Annotated in this window: 12 protein-coding genes; 5 read left to right on the top strand and 7 right to left on the bottom strand. The window is 64.0% G+C overall.

Translation table 11 applies throughout. The features are described 5' to 3' along the window. Positions 1-46 precede the first annotated feature (46 nt). Positions 47-1,267, bottom strand: coding sequence for an ROK family protein (locus ON058_RS03770; protein WP_274667679.1), 1,221 nt, complete (start codon positions 1,265-1,267; stop codon positions 47-49). A gap of 218 nt (positions 1,268-1,485) precedes the next feature. On the opposite strand from ON058_RS03770, the gene ON058_RS03765 reads away from it, so the two are divergent. Together ON058_RS03765 and ON058_RS03760 are read left to right on the top strand one after the other, a co-directional pair. Further along, the gene (locus ON058_RS03765; protein WP_274667678.1) at positions 1,486-2,076 is read left to right on the top strand and encodes a hypothetical protein; all 591 of its coding nucleotides are present in this window, start codon (positions 1,486-1,488) and stop codon (positions 2,074-2,076) included. Next, positions 2,076-3,614, top strand: coding sequence for a VCBS repeat-containing protein (locus ON058_RS03760; RefSeq protein ID WP_274667836.1), 1,539 nt, complete (start codon positions 2,076-2,078; stop codon positions 3,612-3,614). Before ON058_RS03765 ends, ON058_RS03760 begins: the two co-directional genes overlap by 1 nt. A gap of 75 nt (positions 3,615-3,689) precedes the next feature. Here the strand turns inward: ON058_RS03760 and ON058_RS03755 are convergent, their stop codons facing one another. Next, positions 3,690-4,691: a malate dehydrogenase gene (locus ON058_RS03755; protein WP_274667677.1), complete on the bottom strand. Its 1,002-nt coding sequence runs from the start codon at positions 4,689-4,691 to the stop codon at positions 3,690-3,692. A 96-nt stretch (positions 4,692-4,787) separates the two neighbouring features. Beyond that, positions 4,788-6,005: an NADP-dependent isocitrate dehydrogenase gene (locus ON058_RS03750; RefSeq protein WP_274667676.1), complete on the bottom strand. Its 1,218-nt coding sequence runs from the start codon at positions 6,003-6,005 to the stop codon at positions 4,788-4,790. A 187-nt stretch (positions 6,006-6,192) separates the two neighbouring features. On the opposite strand from ON058_RS03750, the gene ON058_RS03745 reads away from it, so the two are divergent. Together ON058_RS03745 and ON058_RS03740 are read left to right on the top strand one after the other, a co-directional pair. Beyond that, a complete protein-coding gene (locus ON058_RS03745) occupies positions 6,193-7,062 on the top strand; it encodes an aquaporin (protein ID WP_274667675.1) in 870 nt (289 codons plus the stop codon). 174 nt (positions 7,063-7,236) lie between these two features. After that, positions 7,237-9,330: an acyltransferase family protein gene (locus tag ON058_RS03740; protein WP_274667674.1), complete on the top strand. Its 2,094-nt coding sequence runs from the start codon at positions 7,237-7,239 to the stop codon at positions 9,328-9,330. 29 nt (positions 9,331-9,359) lie between these two features. Here the strand turns inward: ON058_RS03740 and ON058_RS03735 are convergent, their stop codons facing one another. The 3 genes from ON058_RS03735 to purN are packed head-to-tail and all read right to left on the bottom strand — an operon-like array spanning position 9,360 to position 11,930. Beyond that, the gene (locus ON058_RS03735) at positions 9,360-9,746 is read right to left on the bottom strand and encodes a DUF3017 domain-containing protein (protein WP_274667673.1); all 387 of its coding nucleotides are present in this window, start codon (positions 9,744-9,746) and stop codon (positions 9,360-9,362) included. Then, positions 9,746-11,296, bottom strand: a complete 1,551-nt coding sequence (gene purH, locus ON058_RS03730) for a bifunctional phosphoribosylaminoimidazolecarboxamide formyltransferase/IMP cyclohydrolase (protein WP_274667672.1) — start codon at positions 11,294-11,296, stop codon at positions 9,746-9,748. The genes ON058_RS03735 and purH overlap by 1 nt, the downstream gene beginning before the upstream one ends. 1 nt (position 11,297) lies before the next feature. Then, on the bottom strand, positions 11,298-11,930 hold the full coding sequence (gene purN, locus ON058_RS03725; RefSeq protein WP_274667671.1) for a phosphoribosylglycinamide formyltransferase: 633 nt from the start codon (positions 11,928-11,930) through the stop codon (positions 11,298-11,300). Positions 11,931-11,980: 50 nt separating this feature from the next. Between purN and ON058_RS03720 the strand changes: the two genes are divergently transcribed. Further along, the gene (locus ON058_RS03720) at positions 11,981-12,445 is read left to right on the top strand and encodes a hypothetical protein (protein WP_274667670.1); all 465 of its coding nucleotides are present in this window, start codon (positions 11,981-11,983) and stop codon (positions 12,443-12,445) included. Here the strand turns inward: ON058_RS03720 and ON058_RS03715 are convergent. After that, positions 12,393-13,655: a DUF6350 family protein gene (locus ON058_RS03715; RefSeq protein WP_274667669.1), complete on the bottom strand. Its 1,263-nt coding sequence runs from the start codon at positions 13,653-13,655 to the stop codon at positions 12,393-12,395. The genes ON058_RS03720 and ON058_RS03715 overlap by 53 nt on opposite strands. Positions 13,656-13,704: the final 49 nt, after the last annotated feature.

Below are 13,704 nucleotides of genomic sequence, written 5' to 3'. Positions count from 1 at the left end.
GTGCCGTCCGTGACTGTTGTGGCCACGACGTTGTGGTTTCTAGGAGCTACGACACTCCCAGTTGTCCAGTAAGGACCATGACCACTGCCCCGAGCACGACGATGTCGCGTCCAAGGGTGGTCATCCGTAGCGTCAGATCACCGTGGAGTTCGGCCATCGTCCTGCTACGGAGCGTCTCGGAGGTGCCCTCAAGTAAGGGTCCAGCGAGAAGATTGTGAGGGCCGGCCAAAACGACCTCGCCCAAGTTCAGTGCTGCGACGACGGGAGCGAGCGAGATACCCAACCGCTCTCCGGCTTCGCGCAAAGCCGCGTTGCGTGCCTCGTCGTCGCCTTCCGCGGCAACGGACTCGAGGTGCGGTGACGACAGCCAGGTTTCGAGGCATCCGGCCTTGCCGCATGCGCATTCCTCGCCGCCGTCAGTGCCAACGACAACGTGTCCGATCTCACCTGCGGCGAAGCTGGAGCCGTACACAAGGTGGCCACCGACAACCACGCCGGAACCTACACCGCGGCCGATGCGGACCAGCATCATGTCGGGGCTTGCGCCGCCGAAGCTGCGCTCCCCCTGTGCTGCCATGTTGGCGTCGTTTGCTACCTGCGTAGGCAGATCGAAGCGCTCCGCGACGAGTTGCTGGAGCGGAACATCGGCCCACCCCAAGTTAGGAGCGGAAACGACGGTGCCGTCGAGGTCCACAATTCCCGGGCTGCCGATGCCGATGCCGATAACGGGCGCGGTCGCACGCTTGATCAGATCGGCAAGAAGGTCGAAGACCGCGTTGACGGCCTCGTCACCAGTCATGCTGCGGACGGACACTTCTGCGCGCTCAACAACGCCACCGTCAAGGTCCGTCACCACGCCGCGGAAGACCGAGTTGTTCGATAGGTCCAGGCCGATGATGGCGAAGCCTGTGCGGTTGATGTCGAGCAGGGTTGCGGGCTTGCCGGGGCGGGCGTCCGGGCGAAGGCCCAGTTCGACGACGAGGTTCTCTTCAATGAGGTCGGAGACCAAGTCGGAGATCGTGACGCGGGTGAGACCCACTTCCCGTGCGACATCGGCGCGGGAAAGGCCGTCTGCGCGGTACAGCGATTGAAGGACAAGCGCGCGGTTGTGACGACGCGCATGCTCGGGACGAACCCGGGCACCGGGACGCACGGCACCGGCAAGCGCCTTAATGCGCTGCGGTGCAGCTGCGCTGTCTACTCCGTGATCCGTGGTGACTTCCACCGTGGATCCGGAGGAGCGCCGCTGAGCGTCCTCGGTCGTCATAGTTAGTTAGTAAAGGTTACTAACGAAAATCTTGCAAGTCCCTCGAATCGATTTGAGCGCAACTGTTACCGTCCCGTGATGAATCGCACAGAGGTGGCAGCGAGGCATGTACGTCGAGCATCGATTGACAACACCCGCCACGCCGACCCAACGCAGTCAACGAGACGGTTCCCCTCACTTACAGTGTTCACACTGTTCACATACGTCACGGAGTTCCGATGCGCCCCCACCGCAGCCACTCACCACGCGACCTTGCGGTCGCGCTCGCCGCCACCGTCGCGGTCGCCAGCCTTGCAGGATGCGCGGCCCCAGCAGTCGCCGCCGGACTCGCTCCGTCCGCTGATCCCACGGCCATGGCAACCGCGTCAGCGTCGCCTTCGCCCACGGCTTCCCCGGAAGCCTCTGCGACCGCACACGTCTCCCCCTCCCCTTCCCCCACGGCAAGTCCAGACACCACCACATCCCCCACGACATCACCGTCCGCGCTGCCCGAAGCATCGCTCGAACCCGATGTGCCGGTCAGCAGCATCGAACCCGTGCTCACCTATGTGGGCATCGAAGCCGGGACCCTGACCGCGAATGCCGTCATCCCGGTCGTGGTCGAAGAGGGCGGCCGTTGCGTCTTCACCGTTGTGTCCAGCGGGACCTCACGCACCCACACCACCGACGCAATCCCCGACGCACAGTCGACGCTCTGCGCACCGCTATCCGTACCCAACGCGGACACCGAGACCACCGTCACCGTGCGCTACGAGTCACATGAACTCTCCATCCAGAGCGACCCCGCACGCGCAGGAGACAACTCGTGATGCGACGCTTCCTGGGCTCCCTCACCATTGCAGCGGCCGTCATCGCGATCTTCACGCCCGCCGCCCAGGCAGCCAATGGCAGTGACTTCGACCCCGGCTACATCATCTCCGACGCCACCTTCTACGACGCGGCAGCAATGTCGACCTCGCAGATTCAGTCCTTTCTGAACTCCAAAGGAAGCAACTGTGTCGCGGGCGAGGAGCCGTGTCTCAAGGACTACACCATGACCACGCGCTCCATCAGCGCGAACTCACAGTGCAGCTCGTACGCGGGTAAGTCGAACGAGACCTCCGCCGCCATCATCTACAAAGTGGCGCAAGCCTGCGACATCAACCCGCAGGTGCTGCTGGTCCTCCTGGAAAAAGAACAGTCGCTGGTGGGACGGACCCGACCCACCAGCCGCGCTTACCAGATCGCCACTGGTTACGGATGCCCCGACACTGCGCCGTGCGACACCGAGTACTACGGCTTCCAGAATCAGGTCTACCTTGCCGCCAAGCAATACCAGCGGTACCGCGACTACCCGGGCAACTATGCACATCAGGCAGGACGCACTCAACAAGTGCTGTACCACCCCTCGGCCTCGTGTGGCTCGTCGGCTGTCTACATTCGCAACCAAGCCACCGCGGGGTTGTACAACTACACCCCGTACCAGCCCAACAACGCCGCCCTCAACAACCTGTACGGCAGTGGCGACTCATGTTCGTCTTACGGTAACCGCAACTTCTGGCGCATCTTCACCGACTGGTTCGGCTCCACCGCCAACATCCCTCCCGTCAGTCTGGTCCAACGCGACTGGAACACGGACGGATACTCCGACATGCTCGCCCGGCACTCCAACGGAAGGCTCTACGCCTACTTCGGACGCGCCGACGGCTCTGGCCTAACCGGCAAGCAAATTGGCCACGGCTGGAACGGCATGCGCCTCATGTCAACCGCGTACAACTTCAATGGCACGGCTATGCCACAGATCGTCTCGATCCACACCAACGGCCTGCTCTACCTCTACACCGCGAACGGCAACGGCGGGTTCAGCGCGTCCGGCACCATCGGGCAGGGCTGGAGCGGATACGACCAACTGGTAGGCGTGTCGCAATGGGGAGGCCAACGCCTCAGTGGAATCGTGACCCGCCACCGTTCTTCGGGAGACTATTACTACTATCCCAAGACAGTTGGCGGCGGCTGGCTCCCACGGGTCTCGCTCGACCTTCCGGACTACGACCTCCTGTTTTTCGCGGGCGATTGGAACGACGACGGCTTTGCGGACATGTTGGGCCGCAACAGCGCCGACGGGCATCTCTACATGATCAGTGCCGAGCCCGACGGCTCCACCCAAGACCCTGTACGGGTGGGCACCAACTGGGGTGCGTTCACCAATATCTTCAGCGGTGGCGACTGGAACAACGACGGCCACGTCGATGTACTCGCGACGGACGCGAAGGGCGATCTCTACCTCTACACCGGCAACGGTAGCGGTGGATTCGGCACCAGCATGAAGTTCGGCCACGGCTGGGGCAACATGGAGTTCCTGCCGTAAGCGCAGTTGTACCAGCGCACAACACGAGGGCCCGGAGTCTGTGACTCCGGACCCTCGTTGCGCGTGTGACGTGGCTTAGATCAAGCCCAACCCTTGAACGGCGTCCCGCTCTTCGACGAGTTCTGCGACGGAGGCGTCGATCTTCGTCTGGGCGTCGGCGTCAATCGACAGGCCCTGGACAACTTCCCATTTCCCGTGACGGGAAACCGCAGGGAATGAGGACACCAGGCCTTCGGGCACGCCGTAGGAGCCGTCGGAGGGCATCGCGACAGAGGTCCAGTCGCCTTCGGGCGTGCCGTGAACCCAGTCGTGCACGTGGTCGATCGCGGCATTGGCAGCAGACGCTGCCGACGACGCACCGCGCGCCTCGATAATCGCGGCGCCACGCTTGGCCACGGTGGGCACAAAGGTGTCCGCAACCCAAGCATCGTCCCCAATGACGTCAACTGCTGGACGTCCACCAATGGAGGCGTGCGCAATGTCGGGGTACTGCTTGGCGGAGTGGTTGCCCCAGATCGCGACCTGCTTGACGTCTGCCACGGAGGTACCGGACTTCGCGGCAAGCTGCGCGAGCGCACGGTTGTGGTCGAGTCGCATCATCGCGTTGAAACGGTCCGCAGGAACGTCGGGTGCGTGGGCCGATGCAATCAGAGCGTTGGTGTTGGCGGGGTTGCCAACCACGAGGATCCGGACGTCGTCGGCTGCGCCGGCGTTGATTGCTTCGCCCTGGGGGCCGAAGATTCCGCCGTTGGCGGCGAGCAGGTCGCCGCGCTCCATCCCTGCACCGCGAGGGCGAGCGCCCACCAGGAGGCCCACGTTGACGCCGTCGAATGCCGCCGTGGCATCGTCGAAGATGTCGATGCCGTCCAGCAAGGGGAACGCGCAGTCGTCTAGCTCCATGGCGGTACCCTCTGCGGCTTTGACACCCTGGGGGATTTCGAGCAGGCGCAAACGCACAGGGGTGTCGGCGCCCAGCATCTGGCCGGATGCGATGCGGAAAAGAAGGGCGTAGCCGATCTGGCCTGCAGCGCCGGTGACGGTGACGTTGACGGGGGTCTTCCCGGAAGCAGTGCTCACGTCTCTGTGACTCCTTGAACTCAATATGGGAACTACGGGGAGGGGTACTACACAAGAAGAAGGCCCGCAGGCTGAAGTAGCCTGCGGGCCTTGTCCTTAGGCCAGTCGGGCCGAGAGGTTCTCGTCCAACGTGGCGAGGAAGTCTTCAGTGGTCTGCCATTCCTGGTCGGGTCCCACCAACAGTGCGAGGTCCTTGGTCATCTTGCCGGACTCCACCGACTTGACGATGACGTCCTCAAGGGTGTGGGCGAAGCCGGTGACCTCAGGGGTGTTGTCCAGCTTGCCGCGGTGCTTCAGTCCACCGGTCCACGCGAAGATCGAGGCGATCGGGTTGGTGGAGGTGGGCTTGCCCTGCTGGTGCTGACGGTAGTGACGGGTCACGGTGCCGTGAGCGGCCTCGGCCTCGACGGTCTTGCCGTCGGGGCTCATCAGCACGGAGGTCATGAGGCCCAGCGAGCCGAAGCCCTGCGCGACGGTGTCGGACTGGACGTCGCCGTCATAGTTCTTGCAGGCCCACACGTAGCCGCCTTCCCACTTCATGGCGGCGGCCACCATGTCGTCGATGAGGCGGTGCTCGTAGGTGAGGCCCTTCGCCTCGAACTCGGCCTTGAACTCGCGGTCAAACACGTCCTGGAAGATGTCCTTGAACGCACCGTCGTACTGCTTAAGGATGGTGTTCTTGGTGGACATGTAGACGGGGTAGTTGCGCAGCAGACCGTACGAGAACGAGGCGCGGGCGAAGTCCTCGATGGACTTGTTGAAGTTGTACATGCCCATGACGACGCCGCCGTCTTCGGGCATCTGCACAACCTCGTGCTCGACCGGAGCGGAGCCATCCTGCGGGGTGTACGTGATAGTCACAGTGCCGGGGCCGGGCACCTTGAAGTTGGTCGACTTGTACTGGTCACCGTGGGCGTGGCGGCCGATGATGATCGGCTTGGTCCAGCCGGGCACCAGGCGGGGAATGTTCGAGATGATGATCGGCTCACGGAACACCACGCCACCGAGGATGTTGCGGATGGTGCCGTTAGGGCTGACCCACATCTTCTTGAGGCCAAACTCCTCAACGCGTGCCTCATCCGGCGTAATGGTGGCGCACTTCACGCCCACGTTGTGCTTCTTGATGGCGTTCGCGGCGTCGATGGTGATCTGGTCATTGGTCGCGTCACGGGACTCGATACCGAGGTCGTAGTACTCGAGGTCAACGTCCAAGTAGGGGTGAATCAGGCGGTCCTTGATGAACTGCCAGATGATTCGCGTCATCTCGTCGCCGTCGAGCTCGACGACCTTGCCTTCGACCTTAATCTTCGCCATTGAGAGTGCCTCGTCACGTGGGGGTAGGGACCAATTACGTCGGACCCAGGCTAGTCCACTCTCCCGCTTTCGCGGTACCTGGAACGGCTGTCAACCGCCGCGCCATCGAGCGTGGAGTCATCCGACGTGCCACGATGCAACGAAGGCACTGATGAGGTGCCCTGACGCATACGGAAAGGCTTGGACGATGACAGAGGCAGACAAGTCCCCTGAATCGGCACCTGAGGTCGAGGTTACGGAAACGCTGATCGTGGAAGAAATCGACGGCGACGACTGGGTAGACGACCCGAGCGGTCCCAGTCTCTTGGCAACCATGCTGTCAGAGGCGGCCGGGACATTCATCCTGGTGTTCATGGGCGTAGGAACTGCTCTCTACGCGGGCGCGATTGGCGCTGGCACCCTTGCGGTGGCGTTTGGGTTCGCGCTGGGCGTGATCATCGCCGCGCTCATCTTCGGTGGCATCTCCGGCGCGCACCTCAACCCCGCTGTGACGTTCGGCTTGTGGGTTGCCGGCCGGTTCCCTGGTCGTGATGTGGCCCCGTACTGGATCGCCCAGCTACTCGGCGCCACCGTCGCCGGGATGATCCTCTTTGTCACCGCAGATTCCCATCCTGTCAACACCAGTGCGGAAGCGACCCGCACCTTCGTGTCCGCTGGAGCAAATGGGTACGGCGACCACTCCCCTGTCGGCTTTGGCTGGGGCGCCGGCCTCATCATCGAGGTCATCATTGCGGCCCTGCTTGTGGGTGTGGTGCTGGCCGTGACCTCAGTGTTCGCCAAGGATGGCGCGGTTGCTGCACCGTTCGCGATTGGCCTCACGGTGGGCTTCCTGGTGCTGGTCGCCGTTCCCTTCACCAACGGTGCACTGAACCCAGCACGTGCCACCGGCATCGCCGTCTGGTCTGACATCTGGGCTTTGCAGCAGGTGTGGCTGTTCTGGCTCGCACCACTCGTGGGTGCTGCGATCGCTGGCCTGCTGTACCGCGTGCTCGGACCCACCGAGGATCTGATCGCAGTGGAACGGATCGAAGAGACGGTCATCGTCACGGAGGGCTAGCCACTCAGCCTGGAGAAATGGTCCCGCACAGTGATCACTGTGCGGGACCATTTTCTTTCTTCCCAAGGGTCTAGGCAGGACCCGAATGCGCTGCTAGCATCCCGCTGACGCCAGGTTCACGAGCGACGGTAGAAAAGCACCACATCGCCTTCGAATGCGAGGGGGCCTCATCGCATGACCGCCACAGCACAGGGAACAGCCACGTGGCTTCCCGTCGCTGATCGCACGTTCCTGCCTGCCATCCATGGCGTGCGTGGGCTCGCACTTGCACTGGTGGTTGTCTATCACCTGTTCGGCAACGGCAGGGTCTCTGGTGGCGTCGACGTCTTCCTCGTCATCTCCGCTTTCCTCATCACTCGTTCGATGCGCCGCACTCCGCTCGATCATCCGGCGCGGCAGGTGGCTCGGCGGTGGGCTCGGACCTTCGCTCGCCTCGCTCCCCCGGCACTCCTCACGCTCGCCGTGGTTGCCGTCGCGACTCCGTGGGTCTTTGCCGCTCCCCACACCCAGTCAATCTTCCGCGAGGTCGCCGCATCTGCGCTGTACCTCGAGAACATCGAGCTTGCCCGGACCCAAGCCGGCTACGACGCGGCATCAGTCGACACCAGCCCGCTGCAACACTTCTGGTCGCTGTCGCTGCAGGGACAGTTCTTCCTGCTATGGCCCGTGGCGCTAGCGCTCGTGGTGTGGTTCGCCCGCCGCACAACGGCCCGCATACGTCAGATCGTGGTCGTCGCTCTCGTCGCCACGGCATCGGCCCTCTCCTTTGGATACGCGCTGTACGCGGTCCAGGTCGACCAAACCCAGGCGTACTTCTCGATGGGCGCACGCCTGTGGGAGTTTGGCGTGGGTGTCCTCTTGGCACTCCTGCCGATGCGGTGGCACCTTCGCGGCCCACTCGCGACAACGGCATCTTGGGTGGGCGTCACCGTGATCGTGACCTCTGGGTTCTTCATCGATGGAGGCGTGCACTTTCCGGGCGCGCTCACCCTGGTGCCGGTGACTGCGACCGCACTGATCCTGATCTCCGCGTTGGACGACTCCCGCTGGTCGCTTGGCCGCGCGCTCGCCGCCCGCCCGCTCCGGACGCTCGCCGACAACTCCTACGGGCTGTACCTGTGGCACTGGCCGCTCCTCATCGCCTACCTCACCTGGCAGGGACAGAGCGACATCGACCTTGTGGGCGCCATAGTGGTGGTGGGCGTGGCCTACGGACTCGCGGTGCTCACCCGCACCGTGGCCGATGCCGCGACACGGTGGCTGCGCGCCCCCAGTCGCAGAACGGTCACGACCCTTTTGGTGTTGGCGCTGGCGGTGGCCGCAGTCGCAGTGCCCTCGGCCGCCAAAGCCGACAGCCTGGAACGGGAACGCCAAGCGCAACTCGACGCACTGGTCAAACCGTCCACCAGCCTCCCTGGTGCTGCCGTCCTCAACAATCCGGAACTGGACCTGGAGGCGTATACCGCGCCATTCCGACCTTCCGTCGAGGATGCCTACTTCGACCTGCCTCCAGGCATCTACGAACGCGGATGCCTACAGAATTGGCAGGACTATCCCGGCATGGAGGAAGTCCTCCACTGCGAGGACATGAACGCCCCAGAGGAGCCCTCCCGCCTAGTGGTGATCTCCGGCGGTTCCCACATCCAACAGTGGTACACGGCGGTGGACATCATTGCGGATGCGAACGACTGGGAACTCATCGTCATCGAGAAAGACGGCTGCAGGCTGCAGGACCCGGGCACTAACTTCAGCGGCAGCAGCACGTGCCGCACCTGGAACGAGTCCGCTCCAGCCGCGATCCTTGACCGCGAACCCGACGCCCTCATCACTGTGGGAACAGAAACTCAACCCGCAAGCCCGCTGGAGTCCGTGTGGCCATCCCAAATAACGCTGTGGGAGACAGTGTTGGACGCGGGCGTTCCTGTCATCGCGTTCCGCGACGTGCCGCGTTTCGTGGAAGACGTCCCCACCTGCGTAGGCACCCATGACGTCACAGAAGGGTCCACTGATGATCCGTGCTCTGTGCGTGCCGCGGACGTGCTCGCAGCAGAAAACCCACTGCTCACAGACCCCGCGGTGCCAGACGGGGTTCTCCCCATTGATCTCACCGAGTACATCTGCCCCAACTTCGACATGTGCCCCGTGATCCAAGGCAATGTGCTGATGTACCGCGATGACGACCACCTGACCGCCACCTATGTGCGCTCCCTCACCCCCGCGGTGGAACAACAGCTAAGACAGCAAGCCCCGTTCTTGTTCGACAACTAACGCGGGGCTGGCGGGGACGACCCAGCAAACTACCCCAGCGAGGTCGTCAGACCAAGGAACGCCAGCGTGGCAGCGAACCCCAGCATGATCGCGACATCCACCGCCCGGCGACGAACGGAGAACGCGACCCCAGCCGGCAGCGTCATCCGCAACGCAGCGCCAAGGAACGCGGCACCGGCCAACAAGAACGTGCCCGCCTGCGCATTCCACAGCGCGCCCACCGCCACACATGCAGCGATCACCGCAACAACGATCAGAGCCGTGGCCCGTCGAGTCTGAGCAATCTTGGGCGGACCACCATCGGACTCCGACAAGGACTGCGGCTCATCGCTGACCGTGGCGTCGGAGGCGTCCGTCACACCACCCTCAGGCTCAGTCGAGTCCTGGGGCGGCGTGGAGGCAGACGAGGCAGTCATTAGTGGAAGAAGTGCCGAGTACCCGTGTGATAGAGCGTGATGCCTGCAGCATTCGCGGCTTCAATCACCTCTGCGTCGCGTACGGACCCACCAGGTGACACCACGGCCTTCACCCCGGCATCGATCAGCGTCTGCAGTCCATCCGCGAACGGGAAGAACGCATCCGATGCGGCAACGGACCCTTCGACCCGGTCGCCAGCGCGCGACACCGCCAGACCGCACGAGTCAACACGGTTGACCTGGCCCATGCCGATGCCCACAGCAGCACCGTCCTTCGCCAACAGAATCGCGTTGGACTTCACGGCACGGCAGGCACGCCATGCAAAGTCGAGGTCCGCCAGCGTCGCTTCGTCAGCGGCCTCACCCGCGACCAGTTCCCAGGTGGTGGCCGGGTCACCAGGGGCGTCGACGGCATCGGCCTGCTGCACCAACAGCCCGCCCGTGATGCGGCGCCATTCAGCAACCTGCGGCTGCGGCTCCACGACCAACAAACGGATGTTCTTCTTGGCCTGCAGCACCTCGGCAGCGCCGTCCTCGAAGCCTGGCGCCACCACCACTTCGGTGAAGATGTCCTTGATCTGCTCCGCGGCCTCCACCGTGATGGAACGGTTCGCGGCAATCACACCACCGAAAGCGGACACCGGGTCCGTCGCGTGGGCCTTCGCGTGAGCCTCAGCGATCGTGTCCGCCACCGCGATGCCACACGGGTTCGCATGCTTGATCACCGCAACCGCAGGAGAACTGAAGTCATACGCGGCACGCAAGGCGGCATCGGCGTCCACGTAGTTGTTGAAGCTCATCTCCTTGCCGTGGAGCTGCCGCGCCTGGGCCAGGCCACCCGCAACCGACGGATCCGTGTACACGGCCGCAGCCTGGTGCGGGTTCTCGCCGTAGCGGAGCGTGTTCTCGCGCTCAAACGACGCAGCCACCCACGACGGCAACGCAGCACCTTCCTCAGGAGCGACCACGGACGTCATCCAGGATGCGACCGCGATGTCGTAGTCGGCGGTGTGGCGGAAGGCCGCAGCGGCGAGCGCCTGCCGCTCCACCAGTGTGAAACCACCGGCGGTAACGGCCGTCAGCACGTCCGTGTAGCGAGCAGGGTCCACCACCACGGCAACAGAGGGGTGGTTCTTGGCCGCGGCACGGACCATGGAAGGCCCGCCAATGTCGATCTGCTCAATGACATCGTCCTGGCCGGCGCCCGAGGCAACCGTCTGCGTGAACGGGTAGAGGTTCACCACCACCAGATCGAAAGGCTCAATGCCCAGATCCGTCAACTGGGCGCGGTGGTCGTCGAGACGACGGTCCGCAAGGATGCCGGCATGCACGCGCGGGTGCAGCGTCTTCACACGACCATCGAGGCACTCGGGGAAACCGGTCAGCTCTTCAACCCGGGTCACCTCCACGCCAGCATCGGCAATCCGTGAAGCCGTCGAACCGGTGGAGACGATCTGCACGCCAGCAGCGGCAAGCCCCTGCGCGAGCTCCTCGATACCCGTCTTGTCGTATACGGAAATCAGTGCTCTGCGCACCGCCTGCTGCGTCATATCAGTCCCTTCCACCGAGCTCTACTCGACGTCCATTGATAGTCCAACCTTCACGAGCCATCCGGCCAACAGTCGTCGCGACAAGATCGCGCTCCACCGCCTTGATGCGGTCGTGAAGGGAATCCTGTGTGTCATTGTCCCGCACCTCAACCACGGCCTGAGCAATGATCGGGCCGGTATCCACTCCGGCATCGACCATCATCACCGTGCAACCGGTCACCTTGACGCCGTGCGCGATCGCATCGCGTACGGCGTGCGCGCCCGGGAAGGACGGCAGCAAAGCAGGATGCGTGTTGATGATCCTGCCCCCGAACACTTCCAGCACCGGAGCGCCCAAGATCCGCATGAACCCCGCGCACAACACCAGATCAGGCTCATAGCGTGCGATGGTGGCGGCAAGCGCCTGGTTCCACGCCTCACGGTCAGGGAAGTCAGCAACATTCACCACCTCGGTGGGCACACCGGCCGATGCCGCAATAGCCAGGCCAGCAGCGTCAGGTTTATCTGAGATCACCACCACAGGCTGGGCTCCGTAGTGCTCGTCTGCCTGCGCGGCATCGAGCACTGCGCGCATGGTGGAACCCGCTCCGGAGATGAGAATGGCGAGGCGCTGGGGGACGTGCCGGTTTGTCACGGAGGCGAGCCTATCGGCATGCTGGTCACACCACCTACCTCAGGAGCGATGTGGCCGACGACGAGACTCCCCGTTCTGCGGTGCCCGACAAGGCACGCAAGAGCGTCACCATGTTCATGCTCGCACTGGGCGTGACCGTAGTGCTGTACCTGTTCTCCATTCCACTGGCCTACGGCATGTTCGTGACGGCGCCGGTGGCGATCTTCTACGGCATCCGCATCCTGGTGTTGACACGAGGCGAGAAAGAACTGGGAGTGTTCCGCCTGTCCATCACGTTCGGACTGGCGATGGCGGGCTTCGCAATGTTTGTGGGCGCGGGGCTGCTGCTGTTCCACGACATCGTGACAGACCTCAGCACCTGCATGTCGCGGGCCGTCACGCATTCCGCCGTGGAAGCGTGCAACGCGGACTACGAGGACGGACTCAACGCCAAGGTCGAAGAGATCTACGAACGGTTCGGGCTTACGTCCCCGACTTCGTCGTCACCGTCTCCGTCGTCATCCCCGACTGACTAGGCGACCGCGACTCCGTCACAACACCTGACCGTCGCGCCCACAGATCAATGATGGCGATCACTACCGTCACCACCGCATAACCCGCCAAGGTGAGCCCCAGCATCGCTGCGGTCACCGGCAGAACATCGGGGCCCGTCTGCGCCAAGCGCCCTGGCCCCACCGCACCAGCAGCCGTCGCTGCCATACCCGCCGCTACCACCGTCACGAGCGACAGCGCCACAGCATCGGCCGCAGCATCAGCCCACGCCAGACGCTCCCGAGTGCGGGTCACCCACCGGGCCGCAGCCCCCACCGCGACCAGGACGAGCGGCACCCACGCCAGCCACCCCCACGTCGCATCCGGCAGCGCCGCCAACAACGGCACCTGGGGCAACGCCTCAGCCTGAGCGACGCCCGGAGAGTATGCAGTCCCTACCCCCACGGAGAATCCCGTCCCCGTCAGGTACGCCAACATCCACACCACGAACGTGGGTGCATACGCCAACTGTGCGATGGCCAACACCACTCCCCCAATGGCGTCAACGCCCAGCCCTGTTGCCCAGGTGGCCATGTCATCGGCGTGCATCACCACCGCCACAATGGACACCAAGGACGCGGCGGCCACACCCCACGCCAACGTGCCGAAGCCACGGCGCAGACCCCTGCGCACGTAATCCGGCAACTGCAACGCCCATTCAAACGACGCACCGTAGGCGCGCCAGATACCTGCCGCAGTGGCGGCCCCAGCGATCAGTGCCGCCACCGTCGCAGCACGCACCACCAAGCTGCCGCCATCAGGTTCAGACCCCAGCGTGAACGAGCCAATCACGATGACGGTCGCCACATAGGACCCGACCGCAAGCCCCCAACTCATCCACGACCGCGTAGCGAAACGCCGCGCACCGGCTGCAGTCACGAACCCGCATAGCAAGGTCAACCCTGCAGGTAGCAGCGTGAACGTCACACCCGATGCGGTAGCTGGCACACCGTGCGCCATGAGCCATACCGAGGTCGCCACGGAGAAGGCAGAGCCCCACTCGATGCCGTTCGACGTGGTCGCGCCAGGGTCAGAAGCGATGACAGCGAGGGACAAGATGACGACCACCAGGTACGGCATCAGTGCACCCTGGATGCCCGCGATCACACCGCCTACCCACCCCGGGTAGCCCACAAAAAGCTGCTTGACTTTGCCGCCAAGCGCGCGCATGTCGTGAGAGAAGGAACGCGGCATGGCTCCATGGTCGCCTGGAACGGGGTTGTTTCCCGGGATCGGCGCGCCC

This window comes from Demequina sp. B12 (assembly GCF_028823635.1).
Lineage (GTDB): Bacteria > Actinomycetota > Actinomycetes > Actinomycetales > Demequinaceae > Demequina.
This window is presented reverse-complemented; position numbering and strand designations above follow the sequence as displayed.

Coding starts and splice junctions, on each gene's coding strand:
- ON058_RS03740 (WP_274667674.1), top strand. CDS start 7,237: ATGACCGCCACAGCACAGGGAACAGCCACGTGGCTTCCCGTCGCTGAT.
- ON058_RS03765 (WP_274667678.1), top strand. CDS start 1,486: ATGCGCCCCCACCGCAGCCACTCACCACGCGACCTTGCGGTCGCGCTC.
- ON058_RS03750 (WP_274667676.1), bottom strand. CDS start 6,005: ATGGCGAAGATTAAGGTCGAAGGCAAGGTCGTCGAGCTCGACGGCGAC.
- ON058_RS03715 (WP_274667669.1), bottom strand. CDS start 13,655: ATGCCGCGTTCCTTCTCTCACGACATGCGCGCGCTTGGCGGCAAAGTC.
- ON058_RS03760 (WP_274667836.1), top strand. CDS start 2,076: ATGCGACGCTTCCTGGGCTCCCTCACCATTGCAGCGGCCGTCATCGCG.
- ON058_RS03735 (WP_274667673.1), bottom strand. CDS start 9,746: ATGACTGCCTCGTCTGCCTCCACGCCGCCCCAGGACTCGACTGAGCCT.
- ON058_RS03745 (WP_274667675.1), top strand. CDS start 6,193: ATGACAGAGGCAGACAAGTCCCCTGAATCGGCACCTGAGGTCGAGGTT.
- purH (WP_274667672.1), bottom strand. CDS start 11,296: ATGACGCAGCAGGCGGTGCGCAGAGCACTGATTTCCGTATACGACAAG.
- ON058_RS03770 (WP_274667679.1), bottom strand. CDS start 1,267: ATGACGACCGAGGACGCTCAGCGGCGCTCCTCCGGATCCACGGTGGAA.